At 71.7% G+C, this 19323-nt stretch carries 14 protein-coding genes; 5 read left to right on the top strand and 9 right to left on the bottom strand.

Annotated elements, in window-relative coordinates; genetic code table 11:
* Nucleotides 1-169: 169 nt before the first annotated feature.
* On the bottom strand, nt 170-949 hold the full coding sequence (locus ACFYYH_RS33405) for a sulfite exporter TauE/SafE family protein (protein WP_388559334.1): 780 nt from the start codon (nt 947-949) through the stop codon (nt 170-172).
* 206 nt (nt 950-1155) lie between these two features.
* On the opposite strand from ACFYYH_RS33405, the gene ACFYYH_RS33410 reads away from it, so the two are divergent.
* From ACFYYH_RS33410 to ACFYYH_RS33425, 4 genes are all read left to right on the top strand, one after another.
* On the top strand, nt 1156-2664 hold the full coding sequence (locus tag ACFYYH_RS33410) for an NAD(P)/FAD-dependent oxidoreductase (RefSeq protein WP_388559337.1): 1509 nt from the start codon (nt 1156-1158) through the stop codon (nt 2662-2664).
* Nucleotides 2665-2839: 175 nt separating this feature from the next.
* Nucleotides 2840-5410 (top strand): nitrite reductase large subunit NirB, encoded by a 2571-nt coding sequence (nirB, locus tag ACFYYH_RS33415; protein WP_388559406.1) that lies wholly within the window; start codon nt 2840-2842, stop codon nt 5408-5410.
* 140 nt (nt 5411-5550) lie between these two features.
* Nucleotides 5551-5871 carry a nitrite reductase small subunit NirD gene (gene nirD / locus ACFYYH_RS33420; protein WP_388559409.1) on the top strand — a complete coding sequence of 107 codons (321 nt, stop codon included), beginning with the start codon at nt 5551-5553 and terminating at the stop codon, nt 5869-5871.
* A 259-nt stretch (nt 5872-6130) separates the two neighbouring features.
* Nucleotides 6131-7285 carry an alkaline phosphatase PhoX gene (locus tag ACFYYH_RS33425; RefSeq protein ID WP_388559339.1) on the top strand — a complete coding sequence of 385 codons (1155 nt, stop codon included), beginning with the start codon at nt 6131-6133 and terminating at the stop codon, nt 7283-7285.
* Here the strand turns inward: ACFYYH_RS33425 and ACFYYH_RS33430 are convergent.
* From ACFYYH_RS33430 to ACFYYH_RS33460, 7 genes are all read right to left on the bottom strand, one after another.
* On the bottom strand, nt 7255-8400 hold the full coding sequence (locus tag ACFYYH_RS33430; protein WP_388559342.1) for an ArsR/SmtB family transcription factor: 1146 nt from the start codon (nt 8398-8400) through the stop codon (nt 7255-7257). The genes ACFYYH_RS33425 and ACFYYH_RS33430 overlap by 31 nt on opposite strands.
* A gap of 515 nt (nt 8401-8915) precedes the next feature.
* Complete coding sequence (gene ppdK, locus ACFYYH_RS33435; protein ID WP_388559411.1) at nt 8916-11615, bottom strand: pyruvate, phosphate dikinase; 2700 nt, start codon at nt 11613-11615, stop codon at nt 8916-8918.
* A 592-nt stretch (nt 11616-12207) separates the two neighbouring features.
* Nucleotides 12208-12870, bottom strand: a complete 663-nt coding sequence (locus tag ACFYYH_RS33440) for an HAD family hydrolase (protein ID WP_388559345.1) — start codon at nt 12868-12870, stop codon at nt 12208-12210.
* Nucleotides 12867-13970 carry an ABC transporter ATP-binding protein gene (locus ACFYYH_RS33445; protein ID WP_388559348.1) on the bottom strand — a complete coding sequence of 368 codons (1104 nt, stop codon included), beginning with the start codon at nt 13968-13970 and terminating at the stop codon, nt 12867-12869. The genes ACFYYH_RS33440 and ACFYYH_RS33445 overlap by 4 nt, the downstream gene beginning before the upstream one ends.
* A 6-nt stretch (nt 13971-13976) precedes the next feature.
* A complete protein-coding gene (locus ACFYYH_RS33450) occupies nt 13977-15017 on the bottom strand; it encodes an ABC transporter permease (protein ID WP_388559351.1) in 1041 nt (346 codons plus the stop codon).
* On the bottom strand, nt 15005-15916 hold the full coding sequence (locus ACFYYH_RS33455; RefSeq protein WP_388559354.1) for an ABC transporter permease: 912 nt from the start codon (nt 15914-15916) through the stop codon (nt 15005-15007). Before ACFYYH_RS33455 ends, ACFYYH_RS33450 begins: the two co-directional genes overlap by 13 nt.
* Nucleotides 15916-17070: an ABC transporter substrate-binding protein gene (locus ACFYYH_RS33460; RefSeq protein WP_388559357.1), complete on the bottom strand. Its 1155-nt coding sequence runs from the start codon at nt 17068-17070 to the stop codon at nt 15916-15918. The genes ACFYYH_RS33455 and ACFYYH_RS33460 overlap by 1 nt, the downstream gene beginning before the upstream one ends.
* A 287-nt stretch (nt 17071-17357) precedes the next feature.
* On the opposite strand from ACFYYH_RS33460, the gene ACFYYH_RS33465 reads away from it, so the two are divergent.
* Nucleotides 17358-18128 (top strand): GntR family transcriptional regulator, encoded by a 771-nt coding sequence (locus ACFYYH_RS33465; protein ID WP_388559360.1) that lies wholly within the window; start codon nt 17358-17360, stop codon nt 18126-18128.
* A 36-nt stretch (nt 18129-18164) separates the two neighbouring features.
* Here ACFYYH_RS33465 and dusB read toward each other — a convergent pair whose 3' ends face one another.
* Nucleotides 18165-19319 (bottom strand): tRNA dihydrouridine synthase DusB, encoded by a 1155-nt coding sequence (gene dusB, locus ACFYYH_RS33470; RefSeq protein ID WP_388559362.1) that lies wholly within the window; start codon nt 19317-19319, stop codon nt 18165-18167.
* Nucleotides 19320-19323: the final 4 nt, after the last annotated feature.

The raw sequence follows: 19323 nt of genomic DNA on the forward strand, positions 1-19323 counted from the left end.
CCCCAAAGACATCCAACTCACCGCATGACCCCAGCAAGCCCGAACTACCTCAAAACCACAGGGCCGCCTTGACGAAAGACATAGAGGCACCCCCCAGGTCTCAAGGCTCCGCTCCCCAGTCCCTCAGGTCCCTCAGGCAGGTCCCTCAGGCCCTCAGCCCCACGGGCGCTCACGCGTTCCACTGGTCGAACGCGAGCTTCGCGACCAGCGAGAACACCACCACCAGCAGTACCCCGCGCACGAATTCGCTCCCCTTGCTGAGCGCCATCCGCGCGCCGAACATCCCACCGGCCAGATTGAACACCGCCATCAGCGCGGCGAGCTGCCACATCACCGTGCCCTGATAGGCGAACATGGCGAGCGCCCCGGCGTTGGTGCAGACGTTCACGATCTTCGCGGTGGCGGAGGCCGTCACCAGATCCAGATGGAGCACGGCGGTGAGGGCCAGCACCAGAAACGTTCCCGTGCCCGGTCCGAACAGTCCGTCGTAGAAACCGATCCCGCCGCCCACCAGCACGATCGCCATGACCGTACGAGCCCTCGTGACGGGGCCGCCCGACTGCGCCCGGCCGAAGGAGGGCCGCAGCATCACGAAGGCGGCCACCCCCAGCAGCACCACCATGATCACGGGCCGGAGCACCTCACTGCTGATCCCGGCCGCGAAGAAGGCTCCGGTCATCGAGCCGGCGAGGGCGGCGAGTCCGATCCGTACCGCCGTCCCGACATCGACCGGAGCCTTCCGCAGATAGGTCACGGCGGCGCCCGAGGTACCGACGATGGCGACCGCCTTGTTGGTGCCGAGGATGTGCGCGGCGGGGGTGTGCGGGAGGCCGAGCAGCATCGCGGGCAGAAGCAGCAGCCCTCCGCCGCCCACCACGGCGTCGATCCAGCCGGCCGCGGCGGCGGCGAGACAGAGCAGAACGAGCGTGGTCAGCGATATGTCAGGCACGATCGCGACCCTATACACCCGTGTTCCCGCCCCTCCCCCTGCCCTCGTCCCTGCCCCCGCCCCTGCCCTCGCCCCCACCGTCTCCTGCTCTGCCCTCGTCCCCGCCGTCTCCTCACAGGTCCCGGGGCGCGGCGCTGAGGGCAGCGTTCCGTGCGGGAAACGGCGGGGATGCGAACGGGTAACAGCCGCCGCCCAGGCTCTCTGCCATGACCTCGGACCTCGTGGTGATCGGCGCGGGACTGGCGGGCACACGGCTGGCCGGCCGGGCCCGGCAGCTCGGCGCGGACGTGACCGTACTCGGCGACGAGCGGCACGCGCCGTACAACAGGGTGCTGCTCGCGGAGGTCCTCGCCGGACGGTACGGGCCCGAGGTGATCGCTCTGCCGCGTACACCGGTGCGGCACGGGGTGCGGGCGGTCCGGATCGACCGGGCCGCGCGGACGGTCCACTGCGCCGACGGACAGGTGATCGGATACGGCACGCTGGTCCTGGCGACCGGTTCGAACCCGGTGCTGCCACCGCTGCGCGGGCTCCCGGTGGACCGGCTTCCGGACGGCGTCCACCCGTTCCGCACGCTGGACGACTGTCTGGCGCTCGCCTCGGCCGTACGGCCCGGCACCCGCGCGGTCGTCATCGGCGGCGGACTGCTCGGGGTGTCGGCGGCCAGGGCGCTGGCCGAGCGGGGCGCGCAGGTGGTGCTCGCACAACAGGGCGAGCGGCTGATGGAACGCCAACTGGACGCCTCCGCGAGCGCGCTGGTGCGTGCCCACCTCCTGAAGCTGGGGGTGGAGGTGCACACCGAGTGCCGGGTACGGGGAGTACGCGTAACCCCGCGCGGGACGACCTTGGAGCTGGCCGACGGATACAGCCTGGACGCCGACCTGATCGTGCTGGCCTGCGGAACCCGCCCCCGCGTCGGACTGGCCCGGGACGCGGGACTCACCGTCCGCGAGGGCATCGTCGTGGACGACGAGCTGTGTACGTCCGATCCCCGCATACGCGCCATCGGCGACTGCGCGGAGCACGCGGGCCGGGTGTACGGCCTCGCGGGCCCGGCCCTCGAACAGGCCGAGGCCCTGGCCCGACTGCTGACATCGGCATCACCGCCACCGCCACCGCCACCACCGGCGCCCGCACCGGCACCGGCACCGGCACCGGCACGCGCACCCGCACCCGCACCCGCACCCGCACCCGCACCCGCACCCGCACCGACATCCTCATCGGCCTCATCGGCCTCGTCGGCACCGGCCTCCACACCGGTTTCGCCACCACTTCCGCCTCCGCCTCCGCCCCCGCCCCCCTCGCAGGCGCGTTACCAGGGCACCCGCGCCCTCACCCGCCTCACTCTGCCGCCGCCCCCGACACGGATCCCGGCCCCAGCCCCAACGCCGGACCCCGCCCCGGACCCGGCATCGACACCAGTCCCCGCCCCCGCGCCTCCCCCCGCCGTGTCACCCACCGCGTCCCCCGTCTCCCTCGATCTCGCCGCCTTCGGCGAGACCACCCCCCGCCCCGGCGACGACGTCGTCCAGCTCACCGACGACACCCGGGGCGCCTACCGGAAAGTCGTCGTACGGGGCGACCGGCTCGTCGGCGGTGTGCTGATCGGGGATCTCGGCGCCGTCGGCACGCTCGCCCGCGCCTGGGAGGCCGACGAGTCCCTGCCGCCCGCCACTCCGCTGCTCCATCTGCTCACCCCCGACGGAGGCTCCTGAGATGTCCGTACCCGCACCCGCACCCGTACCCGTCTCCCCTCCCCCGTCCTCCATGGCTTCTCCGTCCGCCACGCCTTCCCTGTCTCCCACGCACAACGCGCATGCCACGCATCCCGCGCATGCCACACGCCCCACGCATGCCACACGTCCCACGGTCGTCGTCGTGGGCCACGGCATGGTCGGCCAGCGGTTTCTGGAGGCGCTCGCCGAGCGGGGGCTGACCTCGCGCGCCCGGGTCGTCGTACTCGCCGAGGAACCCCGTCCCGCCTATGACCGGGTGCGGCTCACCTCGTACTTCTCCGGCCGTACCCCCGAGGAACTCACCCTCGGGGAGCCGGACTTCATGGCGCGCCACGGCATCGAGCTGTATCTCGGCGATCCGGCCGTGGCCGTCGACCGCGCCGCGCGTACGGTCACCTCGCGGGCCGGGCACGTCTTCGGCTACGACACGCTCGTCCTCGCGACGGGCTCGTACCCCTTCGTACCGCCTGTGCCGGGCAAGGACGCGACTGGCTGTTTCGTCTACCGCACCATCGAGGACCTGCTCGCGATCGAGGAGCACGCCGCGACGGCCCGCACCGGCGCGGTCGTCGGCGGCGGGCTGCTCGGCCTGGAGGCGGCGGGTGCGCTCAAGGGGCTCGGACTCGACACGCACATCGTGGAGTTCGCGCCCCGGCTGATGCCCGTCCAGATCGACGAGGGCGGCGGCGCGGCCCTGCTGCGCACGATCGAGTCCATGGGGCTCACGGTCCACACGGGCGTGGGCACCCAGGAGGTGACCACGGACGCCGAGGGCACCGTGACCGGTATGGCGCTGTCGGACGGCTCGGTCCTCGCCACCGACCTCGTCGTCTTCTCGGCGGGCGTACGGCCCAGGGACCGGCTGGCCCGTGACGCGGGGCTGACGGTCGGCGAGCGCGGCGGCATCGTGGTCGACGAGCGGTGCCGTACGTCCGATCCCGCCGTCTTCGCGATCGGCGAGTGCGCGCTGGCGGCGGACGGCCGGGTGTACGGGCTGGTGGCGCCCGGGTACGAGATGGCCACGACCGTGGCCCGGGTGCTGGACGGGGAAGACGGGTCCGGCTTCACCGGCGCCGATCTGTCGACCAAGCTGAAACTGCTGGGAGTGGACGTCGCGTCGTTCGGCGACGCGCACGGCGACGCGCCCGGATCGCTCGACGTCGTGTACGCGGACTCCCGCTCGGGTGTCTACAAGAAGCTGGTGATGGACGGGGACGGCACGCTGCTCGGCGGGATCCTGGTCGGGGACGCCGACGCGTACGGCATGCTGCGGCCGCTGACCGGCTCCGTACCGCCCGTACCGCCGGAACGGCTGGTGCTGCCGGCCGGTGACACCGGGGCGCCGGGTGCCGCGCTCGGCCCCGAGGCGCTGCCGGACGACGCGGTGATCTGTAGCTGCCACAACGTCAGCAAGGGCGCGATCACCGCCTGTGCCACGCTCCCCGAGGTGAAGAAACGCACCCGGGCCGGCACGGGCTGCGGCAGTTGCGTCAAGGTGATCGGCCGGCTCCTGCCCGTGGCCCAGGGCGACAAGGGGCTGTGCGGCTGCTTCCCCCACACCCGGAGCGAGCTGTACGAGATCGTCCGCACCCTGCGGATCACCTCGTACCACGCGCTCCTCGACTCGCACGGCAGGCAGGGGGCGCGCGGCGGTGACGGCTGTGAGATCTGCAAGCCCGCCGTCGCCTCGGTCCTCGCGTCGCTCGCGCCGGCGCTCGGGGTCAGCGGCTATGTGCTGGACGGCGAGCAGGCCGCCCTCCAGGACACCAACGACCACTTCCTGGCGAACATCCAGCGCAACGGCTCGTACTCGGTCGTGCCGCGGGTGCCCGGCGGGGAGATCACCCCGGAGAAACTGATCGTGATCGGCGAGGTGGCCAGGGACTTCGGGCTCTACACCAAGATCACGGGCGGTCAGCGGATCGATCTGTTCGGCGCCCGGGTGGACCACTTGCCGCTGATCTGGACCCGGCTGGTCGACGCGGGCTTCGAGTCGGGACACGCGTACGGCAAGTCCCTGCGGACGGTCAAGTCCTGTGTGGGGCAGACCTGGTGCCGCTACGGCGTACAGGACTCGGTGCGGATGGCCGTCGACCTCGAACTGCGCTACCGGGGGCTGCGCTCGCCGCACAAGCTCAAGTCGGCGGTGTCGGGGTGCGCGCGGGAGTGCGCGGAGGCACGCGGCAAGGACTTCGGGGTGATCGCCACGGCCAACGGCTGGAACCTGTACGTCGGTGGCAACGGCGGCGCCGAGCCGCGCCACGCGGATCTGCTCGCGCAGGATCTGTCGGACGCCGAGCTGATCCGGCTGATCGACCGGTTCCTGATGTTCTACATCCGTACGGCGGACCGGCTTGAGCGGACGTCCGCCTGGCTGGAACGGATCGAGGGCGGGCTCGGCCATGTGCGGGACGTGGTCGTCCATGACTCGCTGGGGCTCTGCGCGGAGCTGGAGCAGCTCATGGCCGCGCATGTGACCGGCTACCGCGACGAGTGGGCGGAGACCGTCAACGATCCGGAGCGGCTGAGCCGGTTCGTCTCCTTCGTCAACGCGCCGGGCGTGCCGGACCCGTCGGTGAAGTTCGTACCGGAACGCGATCAGGTCAAACCGGATCTGACGGTCCTCACCCTGGAGCCCCCGGCGGCCCGGGAATCCCGGGAATCCCTGGAGTCTCCGGAGTCCCTGGAGTCTCCGGAGTCCCTGGAAGGGGCGAACGCCCGATGACCCTGCCCCCGCCCTCGGATCCGCCCGCGCGCGCGTCCGCGGTCGCGCCCGCGAACCCGACTGCGAACCAGCCCGCGAACCAAGCCGCGCACCAGCCCGCGAACCAAGCCGCGTACCGGCCCGCGCGCCCGCCGGACGCCCTGGAACTCCTGCTCGGCGAGGAGTGGTTCACGGTCTGCGAGGTGTCGGCGCTGACCCCCGGCCGCGGGGTCGCCGCGCTGCTCCCGGACGGGCGGCAGGTGGCGGTGTTCCTGGACCGTTCGGGACGGCCGTACGCGATCGGCAACCGCGATCCGTACTCCGGCGCGCAGGTGCTCTCCCGGGGGCTGCTCGGTACCCATGACGGACGGCCCTTCGTGGCGTCCCCGCTGCTCAAACAGCGCTTCGACCTGACCACGGGCCGCTGCCTGGACGACGACGGGGTCGCCGTCCTGACCTATGAGGTTCGCGTACGCGTCTGAGGGCCGTCCCGTGATCCCCGGCGGGCCGGGGACGGCCGACGGTTCGGGCCGGGGACGGCCGACGCTTCGGGCCGGGGACGGCCGACGCTTCGGGCCGGGGACGGCCGACGGTTCGGGCCGGGGACGGCCGACGGTTACGGCTCCGCCTCACCGCCCGTTCAACCACCGGCCATGCGCGGCCCCTAGGCTCCTGCGGCGTGCGACCCCGGGGCGCCGGCCGGTGCCCCGGGACGGTCACCACACCCCCATGGAGCGACCAGTGGAACGTCGCAGTTTCCTGCGCGGAGCGGTCATCGGCACCTCTGCCGCCGCCCTCGGCGGCACCTTGTGGCGCGGAGCGGCGGTCGCCGCCCCCGCCCAGCCGGGCGCCGGCCCCTATGGAGCACTCGGCGCGGCGGACGCCAACAACATCCGGCTCCCCGCCGGCTTCACCAGCCGGGTGATCGCCCGTTCCGGGCAGCCGGTCTCCGGCACGTCGTACACCTGGCACAACGCCCCCGACGGCGGTGCCTGCTACGCCGACGGCTCCGGCTGGATCTATGTCTCGAACTCGGAGATCGACCCGTCGGGCGGCGCGAGCGCGGTCCGTTTCTCCTCGGCCGGCGCGATCACCGGCGCGTACCGGATCCTCTCCGGCACGCACCAGAACTGCGCGGGCGGCAAGACGCCGTGGAACACCTGGCTCTCCTGCGAGGAGGTGGACCGCGGCTATGTCTACGAGACCGACCCGTGGGGTGTGAAGGCGGCGGTGCGGCGGGACGCCATGGGCCGCTTCAAGCACGAGGCCGCCGCGGCCGACCCCGTCCGCAGGACGATCTATCTCACCGAGGACACCACCGACGGCTGCTTCTACCGCTTCACCCCGACCATCTGGGGCGATCTGTCGTCGGGCCGGCTCGAAGTGCTGGTCGCGGGCACGGCCACCAGCGGCCCGGTGACCTGGCGGACCGTTCCCGACCCCACCGGCGCCACGCCCACCCGCAACCAGGTCTCGGGCGCCAAGCGGTTCAACGGCGGCGAGGGCTGCTACTACGCGGACGACACCTGCTGGTTCACCACCAAGGGCGACAACCGGGTCTGGCAGTACAACGCGGCCGCGGGCACCATCGAACTGGCCTACGACGACTCCCTGGTGTCCGGTACGGCGCCGCTGACCGGGGTCGACAATGTGACCGGGACCCCGTCCGGCGATCTCTTCGTCTCCGAGGACGGCGGGAACATGGAGATCTGTGTCATCACACCGAACGATGTCGTGGCACCGTTCCTGCGGATCGGCGGCCAGTCCGGCTCCGAGATCACCGGACCGGCCTTCTCGCCCGACGGCAGGCGTCTCTACTTCTCCAGCCAGCGGGGCACCAGCGGCAGTTCGTCGGGCGGCATCACCTATGAGGTGACCGGCCCGTTCCGCGCGTAGGACCCGTCGCCGTTCCGCGCGGGCAGGCCCTCACCGGTCCGCGTGGACAGCCCGTCGCCGTTCCGCGCGGGAAGCCCGTCTCCGGTCCGCGCGGACAGCCCGTCCGCGGTGGCGCCGCCCCTCAGCAGGGCGGCGCCCAGGGGGGTGAGCGTGTGCAGGACGGCGTTGCCGTGGCGCAGGGTGACGATCAGGCCCGCCTCGCGCAGTACACAGGCGTGCTGGCTCGCGGAGGCGAGTGACACCCCCGTCCTGCGGGCCAGTTCACTGGTCGTGGAGCCGTGTTCGATGGCCCGCAGGACGGCCGAGCGGGTGTGGCCGACGAGTCTGCCGAGGGAGGGGCCCGCGCGCTCCGTGACGGCGGGCGCGTCGGAGTGGGTCACGGGGTAGACCAGGACGGGCGGCAGCGTCGGGTCCTGGAAGACCACGGGGGTGCCACGGCAGAAGAAGGACGGCTGGAGGAGCAGTCCCCTTCCGTCCAGGCGCAGTTCGCGCTCGACGGGGTAGTCGGCCTCCAGCACCGGGGAGCGCCAGCGCAGCATCGGGGGCAGGGTGCCGAGCAGTTCGTCGGCGCCGCCGTCGAGCAGGGCCCGGCCGCGCAGCGCGCGGTCCGCCTCGGCCCTGGCCCGGATATGCGGCCAGTACGGCTCTATCGCGGCCCGGTGGTAGGTACGCAGCGCGTCGACGAGCGCGCCGAGCCGGCCGTCCCCGGCCTCCCCGAGCGCGGCCGGCGGTTCCACGGGGGGCTTTCTCGACGGGCTCCTTCGCGACGCGCGGCGCTCGGCTCCGGCCCGCTCCACGGCGAGCAGGGCGAGTTCGGCACGGACCCGCTCGGGCGGGGTGGCGCGCAGTGCCTCCAGACCCGCCGCGAAGCCCGGCCGCCCCTGAATAGGAGTCAGGAAATCCGGGAAATAGCCGCGCCGCGGCACCAGCGCGGAGAGCAGGACCGTTTCACTTTTCAACCTGGTCCGTGTTTCCTTGCGCCATTCCCCGAAGACAAGAGGCCCCCGCCGATCCCTTATTCGATGAAAACTGAGAATCGTTTCCCAGAGCGGATCGGGTCCGGCGGCCATACGGACCCCGCCGAGGTCCTTCCCCGTGAAATGAATACGCAGCATCGAATCCCCACCTGTTTGCATCCACAATCTCCCCCAGCACTGAGTATGCATGCCGTCACAGGTGGTTACCACGGTGTTTCAGCCACAGTTGAAACGCATCGCGGCCACCCCGTCCCAACCGAAAAGCTGTACCGCGTCGGGCATGAAACCCGGACGACCGAATAGGCGTGGCGAAGGCCGTGGGGGGCTTTGCCCGCCCGGCGGCGGTCGGTCGGGGTTGCGGCTCCATGTCCGGCTCTCGGAAAGGGAGCGCGGGCGGTGGGTGGGGATCCACCGCCCGCGCTCCACGGCACCGTCCGCCCGTGGTGGCGTGGCCGTCACGCGATATTCAATCCGCCGGGAGAAAACCGGCGGAGAAGCGACGAAGGGGCGGGCGCCTCCGCACAGGCGCCCGCCCCTTCCTCGTGTTCCGGAGCCGCCCCCCGGGTCGGTGAGGGTCGGGGTGAACCGGCGGGCCGGCTCCGGGGTCTCGTACGGCCGCGACGGCCGCGACGGCCGCGACGGCGGCGAGCCGCCTACCGCGCGTCGCTGCCGGCCGACGCCGCCGCCGCGCGGCCCGCCTCCAGCCGTGCCACCGGGATGCGGAACGGCGAGCAGGAGACATAGTCCAGGCCCACCTCGTGGAAGAAGTGCACCGACTCCGGGTCGCCGCCGTGCTCCCCGCAGACGCCCAGCTTCAGCCCCGGCCGGGTGGCGCGCCCCGCCTCCGCCGCGCTGCGCACGAGCGCGCCCACCCCGTCCCGGTCGATGGTCTCGAACGGCGAGACCCCGAAGATGCCCTTCTCCAGATACGCCGTGAAGAAGCTCGCCTCCACGTCGTCGCGGGAGAAGCCCCAGACGGTCTGGGTGAGGTCGTTCGTACCGAAGGAGAAGAACTCCGCGGCCTCGGCGATCTGACCGGCGGTCAGCGCCGCGCGCGGCAGCTCGATCATCGTGCCGAGCGCCAGCCTGAGTTCGACGCCGGAGGCGGCCTCCACCCGGGCGATGACCTGCTGGGCCTCGTCCCTGACGATCTCCAGCTCCTGGACCGTGCCGACGAGCGGGATCATGATCTCGGCCCGCGGGTCGCCCTTGGCGTTCCTGCGCTCGGCGACGGCCTCCGCGATGGCCCGTACCTGCATCGCGAACAGCCCCGGGATCACCAGCCCGAGCCGCACCCCGCGCAGACCCAGCATCGGGTTCTGCTCATGGAGTTTGTGCACGGCCTGGAGGAGGCGCAGATCGTTCTCGTTGTGGTCCTTGCGCGCCTCGGCGAGCGCGACCCGTACCGACAGTTCGGTGATGTCGGGCAGGAACTCGTGCAGCGGCGGGTCGAGCAGACGGACCGTCACGGGCAGGCCGTCCATCGCCTCGAACAGCTCGATGAAGTCCTTCTTCTGGAGCGGCAGCAGGGCGTCCAGCGCCTGGTCGCGCTCGCGGTCCGTGTCGGCGAGGATCAGCCGCTCGACCATCTCGCGGCGCTCGCCGAGGAACATGTGCTCGGTGCGGCACAGACCGATGCCCTGGGCGCCGAAGCGCCGGGCGCGCAGCGCGTCCTCGACGTTGTCGGCGTTGGCGCGCACCCGCAGTCTGCGGCGGCGGTCCGCGTACGCCATCATCCGGTGGACGGCCTCGACCAGTTCGTCGGCGTCGTCGGCGCCCGCGTGCATCCGGCCCTCGAAGTACTCGACCACGGGCGAGGGCACGACGGGGACCTCACCGAGATAGACCTTCCCGGTGGAGCCGTCGATGGAGACGACGTCGCCCTCCTCCACGACGGTCCCGTTCACCGTCATCCGGCGCGCCTTGGTGTCCACCTCCAGCTCCTCGGCGCCGCAGACACAGGTCTTGCCCATGCCGCGCGCCACGACGGCGGCGTGCGAGGTCTTGCCGCCGCGCGAGGTCAGGATGCCCTCGGCGGCGATCATGCCGTCCAGGTCGTCGGGGTTGGTCTCACGGCGGATCAGGATGACCTTCTCGCCGGACCTGGACCACTTGATGGCGGTGTACGAGTCGAAGACCGCCTTGCCGACGGCCGCGCCCGGCGAGGCGGCGATACCGCGCCCCAGCAGCTCACGCTTGGCGTCCTCGTCGAAGCGCGGGAACATGAGCTGGGCGAGCTGGGCGCCGTTGACCCGCTGGAGCGCCTCGGCCTCGTCGATCAGCCCCTGGTCGACGAGCTGGGTGGCGATCCGGAAGGCGGCGCCCGCGGTGCGCTTGCCGACCCGGGTCTGGAGCATCCACAACTGGCCGCGCTCGATGGTGAACTCGATGTCGCACAGATCGCGGTAGTGCGTCTCCAGCGTCTCCATGATGCCCATGAGCTGGTCGTACGACTTCTTGTCGATGGTCTCCAGATCGGCGAGCGCCACGGTGTTGCGGATGCCCGCGACGACGTCCTCGCCCTGGGCGTTCTGGAGGTAGTCGCCGTAGACGCCCTGCTGGCCGCTGGCGGGGTCACGGGTGAAGGCGACGCCCGTGCCGGAGTCCGGGCCGAGGTTGCCGAAGACCATGGAGCAGATGGTGACCGCCGTGCCGAGGTCGCCGGGGATGCGCTCCTGGCGCCGGTAGAGCTTGGCGCGGTCGGTGTTCCAGGACTCGAAGACCGAGCGGACCGCCAGATCCATCTGCTCGCGCGGGTCCTGCGGGAAGTCGCGGCCCGCCTCCCGGGAGACGATCTTCTTGAACCGCTTGACCAGCTTCTTGAGGTCCTCGACCGCCAGATCCACATCCGTCGCGGCGCCCTTGGCCCGTTTGGCCTCCTCCAGCGCCTCCTCGAAGAGCGCGCCGTCGACGCCGAGCACGGTCCTGCCGAACATCTGGATGAGTCTGCGGTACGAGTCCCAGGCGAAGCGCTCGTCACCGGCCTGGGCGGCGAGCCCCGCCACGGACGCGTCGGAGAGGCCGACGTTGAGGACGGTCTCCATCATGCCCGGCATGGAGAACTTGGCCCCGGAGCGTACGGAGACGAGCAGCGGGTCGTCGGGCCGGCCGAGTTTCTTGGCCATCCTCCGTTCGAGGGCGTCGAGATGGGCGCTGACCTCGTCGCGCAGGGAGGCCGGTTCCGTACCGGTGTCGAGGTAGATGTTGCACGCCTCGGTGGTGATCGTGAAGCCCGGCGGGACGGGCAGCCCGAGGTTGGTCATCTCGGCGAGGTTGGCGCCCTTGCCACCGAGCAGGTCCTTGAGATCCCTGTTGCCCTCGGTGAAGTCATAGACGAACTTCTTGTCGGACATCCGGCCGGACGTCGTGCCCCGGGTCTCGGGGGCGGCTGTGTGGGGATCATTGTTTTCCGACACGGGTCTCGACTCCTCGAGGACGCGGTGGCTGCCCTGACGGCGAGGAACATACCCAGATCGAAGGTGCCTGGGTACGTCCACTTGCCTGTCATACGGCCTTAACCACCCGTCCGCCAGCAGATCGAAAGTAGCCCCGGGGCAGTCGGCTCGACCCGTCGTCTTCATCCCTCGAAGCGGACATGACCACCCCATGGCCTGACGCGCTCATACGAGCGGAGCGATCGACGTCTGAGTTCAGAAGATGTACACAGAAGGGGTGGCACCGCGTGCCACCCCTTCCGGAGATGCAGCCACCCTCACACCGCTCACTTGAGCGAAATGACGATCAAACGTGGCGAGAATCACGCCTCGAACGGCCCAGCGCGTCCAGGATCCGGACAGGTATCCGGCGCCGTGACGGAGGCCGTGACAGGGGCGTCATAGGCGCCCCCGGGACCTGGCGGCGCCCGCCCCGGGATCCGGGTCCCGGGTCCCGGGTCCTGGGTCCTGGGCCGCACCGCCCCGGGACCCGGCCGCCTCCGGCCGGGACTCAGCCGCTCCCGCCCGGGGAACAGCCACCCAGCACCCCGAGATCGACCTCCTCCAGGCTGTCGGCGAAATACCGCCCGGCCGCCGGCTCCACCGGCAGGAGCGAGGGCACCACCAGCACCGCGCACCCGGCCGCCTGGGCCGAGGCGCTGCCGTCCGGCGAGTCCTCCACGGCGACACACGCCCCGGGGCCGACCCCCAGCCGCTCGGCCGCCACCCGGTAGGGATCGGGGTGCGGCTTGGTCCGTACGGTGTCGTCGGCCGAGAGCGTGAAGGCGAAGCCGACATCGGCCAGCGCGCCCGCGACCACCGAGTCCACCACGGCCCGCGGTGAGGCGCTCACCAGGGCGAACGGCACCTCGGCCCGCTCCAGTTCGGCCAGCAGCCGACGGGCCCCGGGGCGCAGCGGCACCCCCGCCGCCACCCGCCGGAAGAAGGACCCGGTCAGCTCGGCGGCGACCGTCTCGGCGCGGCCGCCCCCGCTGACCCGGACAAGATGGGCCGCGGTGTCGGCGACCGCCCGTCCCACGACCTCCGGCGCGTCCGCGTCGGTGAGCCGGTGGCCGAGACCCGCCGCGATCTCGTCCGCCGTCTCCCACCACAGCACCTCGGTGTCCACGAGCGTGCCGTCCATGTCGAAGAGGACCGCCTCCGGCGTACTCACGCGCCCTTGCCGGAGGCCGGTACCACGAGCACCGGGCGCCGCGCCGGAGCGACCGTCGCGCGCACACCGGGCGTCAGCGCGCCGGCGTCCCGCGACGGTACGTCGGACTTCACCGAGCCGCCGCCGGGCAGATCGAGCAGCACCCGGGTGACCGAGCCGAAGAAGGACGCGGAGACGACCGTGGCCGTTCCGGCCGGATCGGCGGTGGCGGTGATGTTCTCGGGCCGTATCAGCACCTCCACCTCGCGCTCCGCCGGGATCTCCCCGTCCACGGGCAGCGCGGCGCCCGCGACCTCGACCAGTCCGCCGTCCGTGAGCCGGCCGGGCAGCCGGTTCATCGCGCCGACGAACTCGGCGACGAACGGGGTGGCGGGCCGCTCGTACAGCTCGGCGGGCGGCGCGCACTGCTCCAGCCTGCCCGCGTTGAGCACCGCCACCCGGTCGGCCATGGAGAGCGCCTCCTCCTGGTCGTGGGTGACGAAGATGGTGGTGATGCCCAGCGAGAGCTGGAGCCGGCGGATCTCCTCGCGCAGGGTGAGCCTGACCTTGGCGTCGAGCGCCGAGAGCGGCTCGTCGAGCAGCAGGACGCGGGGGCGCAGCGCCAGCGCGCGGGCCAGTGCGACCCGCTGCTGCTGGCCGCCGGACATCTGGTGCGGGAAGCGGTCGCCGTGCTGGGGCAGGCCGACCAGATCGAGGAGTTCGGAGGCGCGGGTCCGCCGCTCGTCGGCGGACACCTTCCGTACGCGCAGCCCGAAGGCCACGTTGTCGCGTGCGTTCAGGTGCGGGAAGAGGCTGTACGACTGGAAGACCATGCCGGCGTCGCGCCGGTTGGCCGGCACCCGCGTGATGTCCTCGCCGTCCACCAGCACCTCGCCCGCGTCCGGCTGCTCGAAGCCGGCGAGGACCCGCAGCGCCGTGGTCTTGCCGCAGCCCGAGGGGCCGAGCAGGGCGAGCAGTTCGCCCGGCCGTGCCGTCAGGTCCAGGCCGTCGAGGGCGACGGTGGCGCCGAACGCACGGCGCAGACCGCGGAATTCGACCAGGGCGCCGGCGGCCGTGGCCGGCTCCGGCCGCTCCGCGGTCGCTGTGGAGGTGGATGACATGGGGGTCTACTCCTTGCCGGGAACGGAAGAACCGCTGGTGGAAGAGGCGGCGGTGGAAGAAGCGGGGGCGGCGGTGGAAGAAGCGGGGCCGGAAGAGGCCGTGGCGGAAGAGGCCGTGGCCGGGGCGGCGGGGGCCGGGCCCGTGGGCGGGGCCGGAGTCGCGGCCGAGGCACGCGCCCCCGCCCGCGAGAGGAGCAGCAGCAGCGCCCAGGTGATCAGCAGGCTGAGCAGGGACACGGCCACCGACATCCGGGCCTGCGCGCCCGAGACGGTGACGATCCACACCGCGAAGGGCCGGAAGCCGAGCAGCGACGCGATGGTGAACTCGCCCAGGACCAGCGCGAGGGTGAGGAAGGAGGCACCGGCCAGGGAGGAGCGGAGATTGGGCAGGATGACCCGCAGGATCACATACGGCCTGCTCGCCCCGCAGTTGCGCGCCGCCTCCACCAGGGTCGGTACGTCGATGGCGCGCAGCCCCGCGTCCAGCGAGCGGTAGACGAACGGCAGGGCGAGCACCGTGTAGGCGAGCACCAGCACCACGGGGAACGACTCGTTCTGCACCGCGAGGAACGTCTGGTAGAGCGGGGTGCGGGAGAGATGCTCGGGTCCCCAGCGCAGCACCGTGGTCACCCCGGTGACCAGCGCGATCGGCGGCACCACCAGCGGCAGCATGCAGACGATCTCGACCAGCGGGCCGAGCTTCGGCGCGCCGAGCCGTACCGCCACCAGGGCCGGCACGGTGAGCAGCAGCGACAGGACGATCGTGGCCGCGGCGAGCCCCAGCGAGAGCAGCAGGCTCTCCGTGAAGCCCTCGGCGGAGAGGATCCCGGTGTACGCCGTGAAGGAGACGCCCTGGCCGGGGGTGTGCACCGTGAAGACGAACGAGGACAGCAGCGGTACGAGGAAGTAGAGCCCGGCCACCAGGAGCACGGCGCCGCGCCAGACACGGGGGCGCCGCCGGGTGCGTCCGGCGCCCCCGTCCCCCGCCGTGCGGGGCGCCACGGGCGCGGGGGCGGCCGGGGTGGCGGTGGGGGTCAGTGCAGCCATCGGGTGCTCCGTCGCTGGAGGGGCAGATAGACCGCCATGACCAGGCCGGCGATCACGATCATGTCGAGGCTCAGCGCGAGCGCCACATTCTCCTGACCGACCAGCACGTTGCCGGAGAGCGCGTCCGCGATCTTCAGGGTGACCAGCGGGACCGAGCCGCCGACCAGCGCCGCGGCGGTGGCGTGCGCGGCGAAGGCGCTGCCGAAGAGCAGGACGAACCCGCCGAGCAGCGAGGGCGCGAGGACGGGCAGTCCGACATGGCGCCAGAACTGCCAGGAGGTGGCCCCGGCGTTCTGCGCGGCCTCCCGCCACTGCGGGCGCAGACCGTCCAGCGCCGGAACGCTGACCAGCACCATCAGCGGCACCAGGAAGTAGAGATAGATGATGGTCAGTCCGGTGAAGGAGTACAGATTCCAGCCAAGGCCGTCGAGATGGCCGAGCTGGGTGACCACACCGGAGATACCGAGGGTGGCGACGAACGCGAACGCGAGCGGGATGCCGCCGAAGTTGGCGAGCACGCCGGAGGCGGTGAGCACCCCGTTGCGCAGCGCGCCGCCCCGGGAGGTGACGACGGCCTGGGCGACCAGCATCCCGAGCACGGTGCCGATCACGGCGGTCAGCGCGGAGAGTTCGACGCTGCCGATCAGGGAGGTGAGATAGGGGCCCTGGAGCGAGCGCGCGAGATGCTCGCCGGTCAGGGCGGTGGCGCCGGTGGCCGGATCGTCCCGGGTGACGGCCCCGTACAGCAGGGCGCCGACCGGCAGTCCGAAGCAGAGTCCGGCGAAGACGAGCAGCGGGAGGGCGCCGAGCCAGACGCGTGGCGCCCGCCGCCGACGGCGGCTGCCGTCGGCGGCGCCCGCTGGGGGCGGGGTGGAGACGGTCGGGGTGGGGGCGGTCATCAGGAGACGGCCTTGTCCCAGTTCTCGGCGAGGGTGGCGTTGGCCTTGTCCAGCTCGGCGGACTCGGGGAAGGTCGGGGTGCCCTCGACCGCGGGGAGCTTGGAGACGAAGGTCTTGTCGACCGTGCCGTCCGTGGTCATCGCGGGCAGCAGCACGGGACGCGCGTACCCCTTCAGCCAGAGGTTCTGGCCCTCGGCGCTGTAGAGGAACTCCATCCACAGCCGGGCGGCGGCCGGGTGCGGCGCGTCCTTGTTGATGGCCTGCGAGTAGTACTGCGCGTAGACGCCGTCGGTCGGGATGGCGACCTTCCAGTCCACGCCCTTGCCCTTGAACTGGTCGGCGTAGCTGGCGTTGAGGTAGTCCCAGTCGATGGAGATGGGCGTCTCGCCCTTCTCGACCGTGGCCGGGGTGGACTCGACGGGGATGAAGTTGCCGTTCTTCTTCAGCTTGCCGAAGAAGTCGATGCCGGGCTGGATGTCCCCGAAGGAGCCCTTGTTGGCGAGGGCCGCCGCGTAGACGCCGCCGAAGGCCGAACCGGACTTGGTGGGGTTGCCGTTGAGCGCCACCTTGCCCTTGTACTCGGGCTTGAGGAGATCGGCGAAGGTCTCGGGGCAGGTCTTGATGCGGGAGGCGTCGCAGCCGATGGAGACATAGCCGCCGTAGTCGTTGAACCAGCGGCCGTCCTTCTCCTTCTGGGTGTCGGGGATCTTGTCCCACGCCTCGACCTTGTAGGGCGCGAAGAGGTTCTCGGCCGCGCCGCTGCGGGCGAAGGCGATACCGAGGTCGAGGACGTCGGGGGCGCGCTTCTGGCCCTTGCGGGACTTGACGGCGGCGATCTCGTCGGAGCTGGAACCGTCCGGGTTCTCGCTGTTGACCTTGATCTTGTACTTGGCCTCGAACGCCTTGATGATCTCGCCGTAGTTCGCCCAGTCCGGCGGCAGGGCGATCGCGTTCAGCTCGCCCTCCTTCTCGGCGGCGGCGACCAGGTCCTTCAGTCCGCCGAAGTCGGCGGCGGAGGTGGCGGCGGCGTTGTCTGCGGTACTGGCGGATTCCTCGGGCGCCGCACCACAGGCGGTGAGCACGGTGAGCGCGGCGGTACTGAGCGCCAGGGCGGCTGCCAGCCGGCCGTTGGCGCGGACGCGGATTCGGGTCACGCGGTGTCTCCCGGAGCGAAGAGAGGGTGTCACTTGTTCATACAAGCTGGCATCAGTTCGCCCGGTCCAGATGACCCCGAAGTGAACGGCTCATGGCCACCACAGCACGACCCGAGGAAGACCCCGCCGCACAACTAGCTGGTCAGCACAGCCTTTCGGGGAGGATTGACGATCAACAGGGCATCCTGGGAGGCCGGACACCCACGGGGCATACGGTTAGAGTGAAGGTCAGGTCCGCGACCGGTAGGCGCACCTGTGCACAGTTCCGGAATTCGATGGGGGCAGGCGTGGGCAGTTCGCGGTATCTGGAGATCGCGGAGGCGCTGCGGCAGTCGATTCTGGGCGGTGAGTATCCGGTCGGCGCCCGGCTGCCCTCGGAGAGCGATCTCGCGGCCCGCTGGTCGGTCTCGCGCGGCACGGTACGGCAGGCAGTGGGGCTGCTCGCCTCGGACGGGCTGATCGGCTCCCGGCAGGGGGCCCGGCGTGTCGTCCTGCGCCAGGAGCGCCGCCACAGCTTCCAGCAGCTCAACAGCTTCGCGCAGTGGGCCCAGGCGATGGGCTGCGAGGTCTCCAGCCGGATCCTCAGCCGGACGGCCCGGCCCGCCACCGCCGAGGAGGCGTCACGGCTGGGGGTCGCCCCGGGCAGCGAGGTGCTGTACGTCGTACGGCTGCGACGGCTCGACGGGGAGCCGGTGATGGTCGAGCGGACCGCGTACACGGACTGGGTCGCGCCGGTCGTGCGCGCGCTGCCCGAGGATGTGGTGTCGATCATGAACAGCATCGCGGAGAACGCGGAGATCGTCGCCCACTACGGCGAGCACCTCATCGACGCGGTCGCGGCGGGCAGCGAGGACGCCCGGCTGCTCCGGGTCCGCCGGGGCAGCCCGCTGCTGCGCCAGCGCCATCTCACGTACACGGCGGCGGGCCGCGCCATCGAGTGGACGGACGACCGCTACCGCGCGGGCAGCGTGGCGTTCAGCGTGAGCAACTCCGCGGCGGCGGCCCCGCTGGAACGCCACGCGGGCCCGGACGTCACCCCCCAGCCCCGCCCGGCCTGACAGGGGCGGCAGGGGCAGCAGGGGCAGCGGCAGGAGTCAGCCGCCCGAGGTGTCCAGTTCCGCGTCCGCGCCGATGCCCGCGCAGTCGTACGGGTCCTTCAGCCAGCCGTCCGGCAGGACCACCCGGTTGTTGCCGGACGTACGGCCGCGCGGCCCGTCCGCGCCCTCGGGCCAGGGCTGGTCGAGATCGAGACCGGACAGCAGCGCGTCCAGTTCGGCGAGGGACGAGGTGACCGCCAGCTCCTTGCGGAGCCGCGAGCCGACCGAGAAGCCCTTCAGATACCAGGCGACATGCTTGCGGAAGTCGATGACCCCACGGGCCTCGTCCCCGATCCACTCCCCCAGCAGCTCGGCATGGCGCCGCATCACCGCGGCGACCTCCCGCAGCCCCGGACGCGCGGGCGCTCCCGTCCCCTCGAAGGCCGCGACCAGGTCGCCGAAGAGCCAGGGCCGCCCCAGACAGCCGCGCCCCACGACGACTCCGTCGCAGCCGGTCTCGCGCACCATCCGCAGCGCGTCGTCCGCCGACCAGATGTCGCCGTTGCCGAGCACCGGGATCTCCGGGACATGCTCCTTGAGCCGCGCGATGGCGTCCCAGTCCGCCGTACCGCCGTAGTGCTGCGCCGCCGTCCTGCCATGCAGCGCGATCGCCGTGACCCCCTCCTCGACCGCGATCCGTCCGGCGTCGAGATAGGTGAGGTGATCGTCGTCGATGCCCTTGCGCATCTTCATCGTGACGGGCAGGTCCCCGGCGTTGGAGACCGCCTCGTGCAGGATCGCCCGCAGCAGCGGCCGCTTGTACGGGAGGGCCGAACCACCGCCCTTGCGCGTCACCTTGGGCACCGGGCAGCCGAAGTTGAGATCGATGTGATCGGCCAGATCCTCGTCCACGATCATCCGGACCGCTTTGCCGACGGTGACCGGATCCACCCCGTAGAGCTGGATCGAGCGCGGCGTCTCGGTCGCGTCGAAGCGGATGAGCTGCATCGTCTTCTCGTTGCGCTCGACCAGCGCCCGCGTGGTAATCATCTCGCTCACGAACAGGCCCTTGCCCCCGCTGAATTCACGGCACAGCGTCCGGAACGGCGCGTTGGTGATCCCGGCCATGGGTGCGAGCACCACCGGGGGCCGCACGGTGTGCGGGCCGATGGCGAGAGGAGCGGCGGCGAACGTGGCGAGTGAAGCGGTCATCCGC

Source organism: Streptomyces sp. NPDC002018, assembly GCF_042890865.1.
Classification (GTDB): Bacteria; Actinomycetota; Actinomycetes; order Streptomycetales; family Streptomycetaceae; genus Streptomyces.